Genomic DNA, 12,126 nt, shown 5'->3' on the forward strand with positions numbered 1-12,126 from the left:
CCTGTCACATGACGGTGAGAGTGCCATGCCCCCCGGCAAGCGGCAAGCAGAGGTTCCCTCATTTTGTCGTTAAGTCTTGGTTCATTCTGCTGGGCGAAGGTAGTCGCGAAAACCGGACGTTGGCCCCGCCAGCGCCGGAGCGGCAGGCAGGATGTCGGCTGGGGCGCGATGGATCTGAGCGAGAGACTGGCAAAGGAACGCCGGGCCCGGCTGGCGGCCGAACGCCTGCTGGAACAGCGCACGCGCGAACTGTTTGCCGCCAACGAAAAGCTGGCGCTTCATGCGCGCGTGCTGTCGGACCAGATCGTCGAACAGCGGGTTGTGGTGCAGACCGCCGTGACCGAGGCCGAGACGCTGAAAGGCCAGAATACCCGCGTCCTGCGCGATCTGGAACGCGCCCATACCGCCGCTGTCATGGCGGAACGGCGGTTGTGGGATTCGATCGACACCATCCGCGACGGGTTTGCCGTCTATGACGCGCAGCTTCGGCTGATCACCGCGAACAGCGCATTTGCAGCCGGTTTTGGCGGTTCTCAGATCGAGCCCGGGGTCACCTATGGCGCGCTGTTGCATCTGCTGGCCGATCAGGGGCTGATCGACACCGGCGAGATGCCGGCAGACGATTGGGTGGCCGGCATGATCGCCCGGCTGGATGAAGACCCGATCCCGCCCGAAACGCTGCATTTCCGCAGCGGCGCCTGGGTGCGGCTGGTCAACCGCCGCGCCCGCGATGGCGGGGTGGTCAGCCTTGGCCTGGATATCACCGAACAGATGCGCATCTGGGCCGCCGTCGAGGCGCTGCCCGATGGCTTTGTCCTTTTCGACAGGGAGGAACGTCTCTTGACCTGCAACCAACGGTATCGCGACATGTTTCCCGACAGTGTTCCGGTGATGGTCCGCGGCACCAGCTTCGAGGATCTGCTGCGCCACGGGCTGCGCAACGGCCATGTGCCCGCCGCCGTGGGCCGCGAGGAGGACTGGCTGGCCGACCGCCTGCGCCAGATGCGCGAGGCGAACGGCAGCAGCGAATGCAGGCTGGCCGATGGCCGATGGATTCTGGAAAGCGACCATGTGACACCCGACGGCGGGCGGGTGGGCCTGCGCACCGACATCACCCAGTTGCGCGAACAGCAGACCGCGCTGGAAGCCGCCCGCCGGCAGGCCGAAGCGGCAAACCGCGCCAAATCGGCGTTTCTGGCCAACATGAGCCATGAGATCCGCACCCCCATGAACGGCGTGGTCGGCATGGCTGAACTGCTATGTGACACCAGTCTCAGCGATGAGCAGCGGCTGTTCGCGGAAACCATCCGCTCGTCGGGCGAAGCGCTGCTGGTGATCATCAACGACATCCTCGACTATTCCAAGATCGAGGCCGGGCGGCTGACCCTGAACCCCGAGACCTTCGATCTGGAGCGCACCATCCATGAGGTGACGATGCTGCTGCAGCCGCAGGCCCGGGCCAAGGGAATCGACCTGATGATCGACTATGACATGTTCCTGCCCACCGGGTTCGTGGGCGACCCGGGGCGGCTGCGGCAGGTGCTGACCAACCTGATCGGCAACGCGGTCAAGTTCACCAACAACGGCCATGTCCTGACCCGCGTGGTCGGCGTCGAGGCGGAAGACGGGCGCCAGCAGTTGCATGTCACGGTCGAGGATACCGGCATCGGCGTCGCGCCCGAACATCTGGATCACATCTTCGGCGAATTCAATCAGGTCGAGGACGAACAAAACCGCAAGTATCAGGGCACCGGGCTGGGGCTGGCCATCACCCGGCGGCTGATCGAACATATGGGTGGCGCGGTCTGGGTGGATTCCGAGCCGGGCAAGGGATCGGTCTTCGGCTTTCGCGTCAGCCTGCCCGTGGCCGAGGTGGCTGAAATGGCACGGCCCCCGGTCAAGATACGGCGGGCGCTGGTGGTGGATGACCGTTTCATCAACCGCACCATCCTGGAACGGCAACTGGCGCCTTGCGGCATCGGGGTGACCCTGTGCCGGTCAGGCACCGAGGCACTGGCGGCGCTGGCCGAGGGGCCGCCGGTGGACGTGGTGCTGACCGATCACGACATGCCGGAAATGGATGGCGTCACGCTGGCCGGGCGCATCCGGGCGGCGGGGCTGACGATGCCGATCCTGCTGCTGTCGTCAAACCCGGCGATGGCGCGGGAACGCGAAGGGGCGGTGGCGCTGGATGCGATCCTGCAAAAGCCGGTGCTGCGGGCCGAACTTTACCGTTGCCTGCGCAGCCTGACCGGACAGGAAGAGCAGGAGCCCGCCTCCCCTGCCCCGCCGCTGTTGCTGCTGTCGCCCGAACTGGCGGTAGATCGGCGGATGCGGGTTCTGGTGGCGGAAGACAACAGGACCAATCAACTGGTGTTCCAGAAAATGGTGAAGGGGCTGGAGATCGACCTGCGCTTCGCCGCCAATGGCCGCGAGGCGCTGGCGCTATGGAAAGACTTTCACCCCGACCTGATCTTCATGGACATCTCGATGCCCGAAATGGACGGCAAGGAAGCCGCCGCCGGTATCCGCGCCGCCGAAGGGCCGGGCGCGCATGTGCCCATTGTCGCGCTGACCGCCCACGCGATGGAGGGGGATGCCGAGGCCATTCTGGCCGCGGGGATCGACCGCTACATGACCAAGCCGCTGCGCAAGGCCGCCATTGCGGCCACGCTGGCGGAACATTGCCCCGCCGGAGCGCGGCCTCTGTCGCTATCTGCCGAGGATGCGGCGTAAGGGGCGGTCAGGCGGCCTGATCGTCCTGGTCCACCGCGGCGCGCAGGAAGACCGGGCGGTCGGGCGTGGACAGCGCGGGCTGATAGGCATAGCCGCCGGTGGAAAAGGCGGGCAGATCGGCCGGGTCGGTCAGGTGGTTTTCGCACAGGAAACGCGCCATCGACCCGCGCGCCTTCTTGGCGAAGAACGAAACGATCTTGGCCTCACCCGCCCGTTCCTCAAGGAAAACGGGCGAGATCACCCGCAGTTTCAGCGCCTTGCGATCGGCGGCGGTGAAGTATTCGACCGAGGCGCAGTTGATCAGCACATCGGTTCCCACCTCGGCCGCCTGCGCCACCAGTGCGCGGGCGATGCGGTCGCCCCAGAAGGCGTAAAGATCGGGGCCGCGCGGATTGGCCAGCCGGCTGCCCATTTCAAGCCGGTGCGGCTGGATCGCGTCCCAAGGCCGCAACAGCCCGTACAGCCCCGACAGGATGCGCAGGTGCCGGTCGGCCCAGCGAAGGGCATCATCGCCAAGCGTGCGCACCTCGAACCCGGCATAGGTATCGCCGGCGAAGCACTGGATGGCGGGCAACGCCTGACCGGGGCCGGGATGGCGCTGGAACCCCGCGAACCGGGCATGGTTCAGCCGGGCAAGCGGGTCGGACAGGTGCATCAGCGCGCGCAGGTCGTTCACCAACAGGATGCGGGCGGCCTGCACCAGCTTCCACGTTTCGGGCAGGAAATCGGGTTGCGTCATCTGCCGCCCTTCGGGCAGCGCCTTCGGCTTTTCATCCAGCCGTTTCGCAGGTGAGACAACGCAGAGCATGGCAGTTCCCTTTCTGTCAGCCGTCCTGCAACACATCAAGAAAGGCCGCGCCGAAGCGTTCGGCCTTGAGCGGGCCCATCCCCTGAACCCGCTCCAGTTCGGCCAATGTGCGCGGGCGCCGCTCGGCAATCTGGCGCAGGGTGGACCAGGTGCAGGACAGCGGCTTTTCAGTGCCATCTTCACCGCGTTGCAGGCGGGCCTGAACTTCGGCCAGCCGGTCGAAGACGGCGCCTTCGGGCCGGCCTGCCAGCGCCATCCGGGCCGGGTGCAGCGGTTCGGCGGCACCCGCGATCACCTCAAGGAACAGCCGGCCGAAACTTTCCAGCTTCTTCGCGCCGACGCCGGTGATTCCGGCCATATCGTCCAGCGTCTGCGGGCGCTTTTCGGCCATCTCGATCAGCGTGCGGTCGGCAAAGATGACATAGGCCGGAACACCCGCCGCCTCGGCCAGGGCGCGGCGCTTGGCCTTGAGCGCGGACAGCAGCGGCGCGTCTTCCTCGGCCACCAGCGAACGGACCATCGCCTTTGCCGCGGGCGCAGTATCCTTGCGGAACAGCATCTGCACCTCGCCCCGCAGCACGGGGCGGGCGGCGTCTGTCATCCGCAGCGCCCCGTGGCGTTCGGGATCGGGGCGCACCAGATCGCGGCCCATCATCTGCCGGAACAGCGCGGTCCATTGCGTTTTGGACAGCTCGCGCCCGACGCCAAAGGTGGGCAGGGCATCATGGCCCCGGTCGCGAACCTTGTCGGTCAGGCTGCCGGTGAGGATGTCGATCAGGTGGCCCGCGCCAAAGCTTTCGCCGGTGCGCAACACGGCGGACAGCGCCTTGCGGACGGCTTCGGTGGCGTCGAACACCTCGGCCGGGCGGTCACACAGATCGCAGTTGCCGCAAGGCTCGGCGGCTTCTCCAAAGTAACCCAGCAAGACCTGCCGGCGGCAACCGATCGCCTCAGCCAGACCCAGAAGGGTGTTCAGCCGCCCGTGATCGGCCTGCTTGCGTTCCAGCGGGGCGGCGCTTTCGTCAATCTGCTGGCGGCGGAAACGGATGTCGTCCGCGCCGTAAAGCGTCAGCGTTTCGGCGGGCGCCCCGTCACGGCCGGCACGGCCGATTTCCTGATAATAGGATTCGATGGATTTGGGCAGGTCGGCATGGGCGACCCAGCGGATGTCAGGCTTGTCGATGCCCATGCCGAAGGCCACCGTCGCCACCACGATAAGCCCGTCATCGCGCTGGAACCGGGTTTCGACAAAGCGCCGGCGGTCCGGGTCAAGCCCGGCGTGATAGGCCAGCGCGTGATGACCGGCCTCGCACAGCGCCTGCGCCAGCGTTTCCGTCTTGGCGCGGGTGCCGCAATAGACAATGCCCGACTGCCCCTTGCGGGCGGCGGCGAAGCGCAGGATCTGGTCGCGCGGGCTGTCTTTCGCGGCAAAGGCCAGATGGATGTTCGGCCGGTCAAACCCGCGCAGGAAGGTGGCCGGGGCCGCGCCGTCGAACAGGCGGGTCACGATCTCGGCCCGTGTTTCTTCGTCGGCGGTGGCGGTGAAGGCGGCAAGCGGCACGTTCAGCGTGCGGCGCAGATCACCGATGCGCAGGTAATCAGGGCGGAAATCGTGGCCCCATTGCGAAACGCAATGCGCCTCATCCACCGCGATCAGCGACACGCCGGCGCGGCGCAAAAGCGGCAGCGTTGCCGGCGAGGCCAGCCGTTCCGGCGCGATATAGAGCAGCTTGAGACGGCCTTCGTCGATGGCCGAGAACACCTCTTCCGTCTCATCCTCGGTATTGCCCGATGTCAGGGCGCCCGCCTCAACCCCGGCCTCGCGAAGGCTGCGAACCTGATCGCGCATCAGGGCGATGAGCGGCGAGATCACAACCGTCACCCCGTCGCGGCACAGGGCCGGAAGCTGGAAACACAGCGACTTGCCGCCGCCGGTGGGCATGATGGCCAGCGTGTTGCGCCCGGCAAGGACAGACTGGACAATTTCTTCCTGACCGGGGCGGAACCCCGGAAATCCGAAAACCCGGGCCAGAAGCGTGGCAGGTTCAGGCATCAGAAGAAAGCGGCGGCGTTGTTCCGAAGCACGATGCGAAGCGCGATGATGCCAACCAGCACAACCAGCGGTGCGAAATCCAGGCCAGAGACGGCGGGAATGACACGGCGCACCTGAGAATAGACGGGTTCAAGCAGGCGGTTCAGACCATCCCAGAGCTGGGCCACCAGAGGCTGCCGCAGGTTCAGCACCTGAAAGTTGATCAGCCAGCTCATGATGACATGCGCCAGGATGATGAAATAGGCGATGTCCAGGACCAGCATCAGGATCTGGTAGATCGACGTCATTTCGGCCTCATGCGTGCAGGGTTGGCCGTTTCGTAACCCGCGCCCCCCGGAAGGGCAATGGTCTACGCCGGGTCAGGCTTGACGCCGGTCGCCGCACGCGGCAGGCGAGGGGCAGTTTGCCGGAGGCGCCGATGTATCCCTATCTGCGGATGATCAAGGAAATCGTGAAGTACCGGAATGCCCCGCCGCTGGGGGCGTTCGAGACGCATGTCAGCCATCACATCTGCTGGCCCTGGGACATTGACCCCTGGCTTGAGCTGAACAATGGCCGCACGCTGACGCTGTATGATCTGGGGCGTATCCCGATGGCCACGCGCACTGGCCTGGACAAGATCGCCCGGGCCAAGGGCTGGGGGCTGGCGGTGGCCGGCGCCTCGGTCCGCTATCGCAAGCGGGTCAAGACCTTTGACCGGATAGAGATGCGGACACGGCTTCTGGGGTGGGACGCGCGTTTCGTCTATATGGATCAGTCGATGTGGGTGCGCGGGGAATGCACCTCGCAGGCGCTGCTGCGGTCAGCCATCACGCAAGGCAAGCGCGGGATCGTGCCCCCGGCCGAGATGGCGGTGGCGCTGGGGCTGGCCCCGGAAAGCCCGCCCCTGCCCGGCTGGGTAACGGCCTGGTCTGACGCAGATGCGCAACGCCCCTGGCCGCCCGTCGCGTGACGCTTGCGCCCCTCCGCGATTGCGGCTTCACTGGCCGCAAAACCGGGGGATGGTGAATGGTCAGCGCGAAGAAACGCATCTGGGGCTGGTACTTCTTCGACTGGGCAAGCCAGCCCTATAACACGCTGCTTTTGACATTCATTTTCGGCCCCTATTTCGCCGAGGTCGCACGTGGCTATTACATGGGCCAGGGCATGGAGGCCGATGCGGCAGCGGCGGCGGCGCAAAGCTACTGGGGCTGGGGTCTGGCCATCGCCTCGATCTTCATCGCGGTAATGGCACCGCTGCTGGGCGCGGTGGCCGACAGCACCGGGCGGCGGCTGATCTGGGTCTGGATCTTCTCGGTCTTCTACGTTGTCGGGGCCTGGGGCCTGTGGTGGGTAGCCCCCGGCGGCGAAGGCGACATGCTGTTCTGGGCGCTTGCCAGTTTCGGACTGGGCTTCATCGGGATGGAGTTCGCCACCATCTTCACCAATTCGCTGATGCCGTCGCTTTCGGATCATGAGGATCTGGGCGCGATTTCCGGCAGCGGCTTTGCCTTCGGCTATCTGGGCGGGCTGGTGGCGCTGATCATCATGCTGCTGTTCTTTGCCGAAGGCACCGACAGCGGGCAAACCTTCCTGGGCATTTCGCCCCTGCTCGGGCTTGATCCCGAGGCGCGTGAAGGAACCCGTTTCGTGGGGCCGTTCACCGCGCTGTGGTATGCGGTGTTCATGGTGCCGTTCTTTTTGTGGGTGAAGGAACCGCGCACGGTGGCGCAACCGCTGCGGCCGGGCCGGGCGATTTCGATGCTGACCGACCTGCTGGCCTCACTCCGGTATCGGCGCAGTCTTTCGGCCTATCTTGTTTCATCCCTGTTTTACCGTGATGCGCTGAACGCGCTTTACGGTTTCGGCGGCGTCTATGCCTCGGGCGTGCTGGGATGGTCGATCACGCAGATCGGCATCTTCGGCATCGTCGGTGCGGTGGCCGCCATGGTGGCAAGCTGGCTGGGCGGCAGAGTCGACCGCGCCTTCGGGCCGAAGCCGGTGATCGCCTTTTCCATCGTCGTTCTGATCGCGGTCTGCGCCGTGATCGTGGGCATGACACGCGAAGGCGTCTGGGGTCTGGCGATGGACCCGGCCTCGGGCCGGCCGGACCAGATCTTCTTTGCCTGCGGGGCGCTGATCGGCGCCGCGGGCGGCATGGTGCAGGCCGCCAGCCGCACGATGATGGTGCGCCACACTACCCCGGACCGCGCAACCGAAGCCTTCGGCCTGTTCGCCCTTTCGGGCAAGGTGGCCAGCTTCATGTCGCCGGCACTGATTGCGCTGGCCACCCAGATCAGCGGCAGTCAGCGCATCGGCATTTCACCGCTGATCGGGCTGTTCCTGATCGGGCTGATCCTGCTAGTCTGGGTCAATCCCAAAGGTGAGCAGTCCTGATGTTTTCGCGTTTTCTTCTGTGCCTGGCCTTGTGCCTTCCTGCCCCTGCCATGGCCGACCAACTGGCCAACAAGCTGTTCGGTGCGGTTGACGCCCCCAGCCGGCAGGATTCGATGCCCATAGGTTCCTATGCGCGCGGCTGTGCGGCCGGGTTGGTGGAACTGCCGCAAACCGGCCCCACCTGGCAGGCGATGCGCCTGTCGCGCGGGCGGAATTTCGGTCAGCCGGTGATGGTCAACTTCCTGATCGAACTGTCGCAGGCAGCGGCCCAGATCGGCTGGGGACAGGGGCTGTATATCGGCGACATCAGCCAGCCGCGCGGCGGCCCGATGACCAGCGGCCATGCCAGCCACCAGATCGGGCTGGATGCCGATATCTGGTGGCTGGCGCCGCGCCGTCTGGACCTGAGCGTGAAGGAACGCGAGAATATCAGTTCAATCCCCATGCGGTCGGCCGACCAGCGGTCGGTAACCGAGAACTGGGGCCCACGGGCGGCAGCGCTGCTGAAAATTGCCGCGTCCGACCCCCGCGTGGACCGCATCTTTGTGGCCGCCGCCATCAAGATCGAGATGTGCAAGACCGCCAAGAGGTCGGACAAGAAATGGTTGCAGAAGATCCGGCCCGTTGCCGGGCATGACACGCATTTCCATGTGCGGCTGAAATGCCCCAAAGGCGCGCGGCTGTGCGAAACGCAGAAACCGACCGTGGCCGATCTGTCGAACGGCGGGGACGGCTGTGACGATACGCTGATGTGGTGGGTGACCGATTACCTGAACCCGCCCAAGAAGGGTGGCAAGAAACCCAAGGAAGACGACGCGCCCCGCAAGAAGGGGCCGCGCGAATTCACCATGGCCGATTTGCCCAAGCAATGCAGAGACGTGCTCGCCTCGGACTGACAGCGGCAGCGGTTCTGGTGACAGGGTTGCAGGGGGCCGCGAACCCTTCGGGCCCCGCCGGGTTCGTGGGTCGCCACACCTGGAAGATGGAAGATCCGCTGTTCGGCGGGTTTTCCGGCATTGAACTGTCAGACGACGGCAGCCGGTTCGTGGCCCTGTCCGACCGTGGAAGTTGGACCGAAGGCACGATCCGGCGCGATGCGACAGGGCAGATCACCGACATCGACGCCGCGCCGCCCGAGAAGCTGAAGGCGCAGGATGAGGCCCCGCTCAAAAGCAACCGGGCCGACAGCGAGGGGCTGGCGATGGCGCCGGACGGAACGCTTTATGTGTCGTTCGAAGGGGCGGCGCGCATCCTGCGCTATCCGGCTTTCGGCAGGTCTGCCGAAAACCTGCCCAGCCCACCCGAATTCCGTGACCTGCCGAAGAATGCCGCACTTGAGGCCCTTGCGGTTGATGCGCAGGGGCGCCTGTACACCCTGCCCGAAGACACGCGGCAGGGCACCGGCGCGTTTCCGGTGTTCCGCTACGATCCTGAAACCGGCTGGAGCCAGCCTTTCCTGTTTCCGCGCGATGGCACCTTCCTGCCCGTGGGGGCCGATTTTGGCCCGGACGGCCAGCTTTACGTTCTTGAACGGCAGTTTCGCGGCCTTGGCGGCTTTGCCTCCCGCGTGCGGGCGGTTGATCCGGCATCGCAGGGCATCGCACAAACGCAGACCGTGCTGGAAACGGCGCCGGGCCAGTATGGCAATCTGGAAGGGTTGGCAGTGTGGCGCGATGCGGCGGGAGACGTCCGCCTGACGCTGATCGCCGACGACAACTTCCTGTTCCTGCTTTCGACCGAGATCGTCGAATACCGCCTGCCCCGTTGACGAAAGACCCGGTTCCGCCGTAAGGCGGCGCGTCCCCTGACCCGGGGGCCAAGTCTCCGCGACCTTGTCAAAACGGAATGGAAATCATGAACCGCCTTCTGCCCGGCATCCTTGCCATGGCCGTCATCGTGATGGCCTCGAACATTCTTGTTCAACACCCGATGGGCGCCTACCTCACTTGGGGCGCCCTGAGCTATCCCTTCGCCTTCCTCGTTACCGATCTGACCAACCGCATCGCCGGCCCGGCCGCCGCGCGACGGGTGGTTCTGGCTGGCTTCGTTACCGGCATCCTCTGCTCGTTGATTGGCACGCAAATCGTGGGCGAGTTCGGTCCCCTGGTCACGCTGCGCATCGCGCTTGGCTCGGGCTTGGCCTTCCTGTCGGCGCAGATGCTGGACGTGGCGATCTTCGATCGGTTGCGCCGTCACCGTTGGTGGGTTGCGCCCTTTGTCTCAACCCTGGTGTCTTCGACGCTGGACACGCTGATCTTCTTCACCGTCGCCTTCGCCGGCTTTCTGGTGTTTCTGGAGCCCGGGAATGATGTGTCCTGGGCCGCAGGGCCAACCCCTCTTCTGGGCATCGGGCCGGTCTTGCCGTTCTGGGTTTCGCTGGCCGCAGCCGACTGGTGCGTGAAGATTGGTCTTGATGCCGTCGCACTTGTTCCTTTCCGCATCATTGCCGGAAAACTCATGGCACGGGTTGCGTGAATTGTTTTGACAAACACAAAATCTGTGCCACGTTTCGCCTATCGGCAACTTTTGAAAGGAGGTGATCCAGTGTCTAGAGGGATATTGGAGAGAGGTGTCGGGACAGTCAGGAGGAGTGTTTTCTAGGGGCAGCCCCTTGGTCAACAGACCACTGATTGGGCCGCTTTCCTAACTGGCCCATCTCCTTGGAACTCGGAAGGGGTCGCCTCTGCTGGCGGCCCTTTCTCTTTGGCGCTAGGGTTTTCGCCATGCTGCATGTCACCGAAACACTGGCCATCGCCGACTGGGAACTGAGCGAAAGCTTCATGCGGTCGTCGGGGCCGGGCGGGCAGAACGTGAACAAGGTTTCCACCGCCGTGGAGCTGCGGTTCGAGGCCGAACGGTCGCCGCATCTGGCGCCGCCGGTCAAGGCGCGGCTGAAGCGGCTGGCCGGGCGGAAATGGACAGCGGAAGGCGCCATCGTCATCCAGGTGGAAGATACCCGCAGCCAGGCCCGTAACCGTGAGATTGCCCGCGAACGGCTGGTCGAGATGATCCGCGCCGCGCTGGTGGCGCCGAAGCGGCGCATCGCAACCAAGCCGACGCTGGGCAGCCAGCGCCGCCGGCTGGTGGCCAAGACCGTGCGGGGCGAAGTGAAGGCGCTGCGCGGCAAGGTCGGGGACGAGGAATGATCCCCGAGGCAGCAATCCAGGCGGCGCGGCATTGGGGCGGCATCCCGACCCGGCTGATTGCCGCGCGGGAAAACATCGTCTGCGAAATGCGCCTGTCCTCCGGTGCGCGGGCCGCGCTGCGGCTGCACCGGCCGGGTTATCAACCCGCGGCGGCGATCCGGTCAGAGCTGTGGTGGTGCGCGGCACTGGCCAGGCGCGGCGTGCCGGTGCCCGCACCACTGCCCACATCCGGCGGCGAGATGCTTGTGATGCTGCCGTCGGGCAGCATGGCCTCGGCCGTGGGCTGGCTGGACGGCGCACCGCTGGGGGTGGCGCGGGTTCCGTTTGACCGGCCGGTGCCGCAGCTTCTGAACCTACACCACAGCCTTGGCCAACTGTTGCGGCAGGTGCATGACGTAACCGCCGGGCTGATCTTTCCCGAAGATTTCACCCGCCCCCGCTGGGACTGCGACGGGTTTGTCGGCGAAGCGCCGTTCTGGGGCCGCTTCTGGGATCACCCTGCCGCCAGTGCGGGGGACCGCTCGGTTCTGCTGGCGGCGCGGGGCTTTCTGGCCAGCCAACTGGGCGCGCTGAGGGCCGCACATCCCATCCACGCCGATGTGCTGCGCGAGAATGTATTGGTGAATGATCGCTCGGTTTCCCTGATCGACTTTGATGACGCCGGCTGGGGTTTACCGCTCTACGATCTGGGCACCGCCCTTAGCCAATCGCTGCAGGAACCGGCCTATGCAGAATTGCGCGATGCGCTGATGCAGGGCTATGGAACCACCGACCGCGCTTTGGTCGAAACAATGGTGCTGGCCCGATGCTGCGCCAGCGTGGGCTGGATGATTCCGCGACTGCAACCCGGCGATCCGGTGATTGACCTGCACATTCGCCGGGCGGTGGTGTGGGCGCGCCATATCATGGGTTGAACCGCCGCAGCGGAATCGGTTGCGGGAGGCAATGTGAACGGATAGTCAGCGCCGCGAATGACACTTTCGTTACGAAGGTGTCACAAGCGCATG

At 65.5% G+C, this 12,126-nt stretch carries 11 protein-coding genes; 8 read left to right on the top strand and 3 right to left on the bottom strand.

The window, feature by feature from the left end; genetic code table 11:
- Positions 1-168: 168 nt before the first annotated feature.
- The gene (locus C5F44_RS00610; protein ID WP_107671563.1) at positions 169-2,736 is read left to right on the top strand and encodes a hybrid sensor histidine kinase/response regulator; all 2,568 of its coding nucleotides are present in this window, start codon (positions 169-171) and stop codon (positions 2,734-2,736) included.
- Positions 2,737-2,743: 7 nt separating this feature from the next.
- Here C5F44_RS00610 and yaaA read toward each other — a convergent pair whose 3' ends face one another.
- The 3 genes from yaaA to C5F44_RS00625 are packed head-to-tail and all read right to left on the bottom strand — an operon-like array spanning position 2,744 to position 5,884.
- Complete coding sequence (gene yaaA, locus C5F44_RS00615; RefSeq protein ID WP_107671564.1) at positions 2,744-3,544, bottom strand: peroxide stress protein YaaA; 801 nt, start codon at positions 3,542-3,544, stop codon at positions 2,744-2,746.
- Positions 3,545-3,560: 16 nt separating this feature from the next.
- Complete coding sequence (recQ, locus tag C5F44_RS00620) at positions 3,561-5,597, bottom strand: DNA helicase RecQ (protein ID WP_107671565.1); 2,037 nt, start codon at positions 5,595-5,597, stop codon at positions 3,561-3,563.
- The gene (locus tag C5F44_RS00625; protein ID WP_107671566.1) at positions 5,597-5,884 is read right to left on the bottom strand and encodes a YggT family protein; all 288 of its coding nucleotides are present in this window, start codon (positions 5,882-5,884) and stop codon (positions 5,597-5,599) included. Before C5F44_RS00625 ends, recQ begins: the two co-directional genes overlap by 1 nt.
- Before the next feature lie 131 nt (positions 5,885-6,015).
- Between C5F44_RS00625 and C5F44_RS00630 the strand changes: the two genes are divergently transcribed.
- The 7 genes from C5F44_RS00630 to C5F44_RS00660 all read left to right on the top strand — a co-directional run bounded on the left by C5F44_RS00630 (position 6,016) and on the right by C5F44_RS00660 (position 12,033).
- On the top strand, positions 6,016-6,549 hold the full coding sequence (locus C5F44_RS00630; protein WP_107671567.1) for an acyl-CoA thioesterase: 534 nt from the start codon (positions 6,016-6,018) through the stop codon (positions 6,547-6,549).
- Between the two features lie 56 nt (positions 6,550-6,605).
- Positions 6,606-7,973 (top strand): MFS transporter, encoded by a 1,368-nt coding sequence (locus C5F44_RS00635; RefSeq protein WP_107671568.1) that lies wholly within the window; start codon positions 6,606-6,608, stop codon positions 7,971-7,973.
- Between the two features lie 50 nt (positions 7,974-8,023).
- Positions 8,024-8,869, top strand: coding sequence for a penicillin-insensitive murein endopeptidase (gene mepA, locus C5F44_RS00640; protein WP_235822469.1), 846 nt, complete (start codon positions 8,024-8,026; stop codon positions 8,867-8,869).
- The gene (locus C5F44_RS00645) at positions 8,842-9,741 is read left to right on the top strand and encodes an esterase-like activity of phytase family protein (RefSeq protein ID WP_107671570.1); all 900 of its coding nucleotides are present in this window, start codon (positions 8,842-8,844) and stop codon (positions 9,739-9,741) included. The genes mepA and C5F44_RS00645 overlap by 28 nt, the downstream gene beginning before the upstream one ends.
- A gap of 83 nt (positions 9,742-9,824) precedes the next feature.
- A complete protein-coding gene (locus C5F44_RS00650; RefSeq protein WP_181318149.1) occupies positions 9,825-10,448 on the top strand; it encodes a queuosine precursor transporter in 624 nt (207 codons plus the stop codon).
- A gap of 248 nt (positions 10,449-10,696) precedes the next feature.
- The gene (gene arfB / locus C5F44_RS00655; protein WP_107671571.1) at positions 10,697-11,119 is read left to right on the top strand and encodes an alternative ribosome rescue aminoacyl-tRNA hydrolase ArfB; all 423 of its coding nucleotides are present in this window, start codon (positions 10,697-10,699) and stop codon (positions 11,117-11,119) included.
- Positions 11,116-12,033: a phosphotransferase enzyme family protein gene (locus C5F44_RS00660; RefSeq protein WP_107671572.1), complete on the top strand. Its 918-nt coding sequence runs from the start codon at positions 11,116-11,118 to the stop codon at positions 12,031-12,033. The genes arfB and C5F44_RS00660 overlap by 4 nt, the downstream gene beginning before the upstream one ends.
- Positions 12,034-12,126: the final 93 nt, after the last annotated feature.

Source organism: Fuscovulum blasticum DSM 2131 (assembly GCF_003034965.1).
GTDB lineage: Bacteria > Pseudomonadota > Alphaproteobacteria > Rhodobacterales > Rhodobacteraceae > Pseudogemmobacter > Pseudogemmobacter blasticus.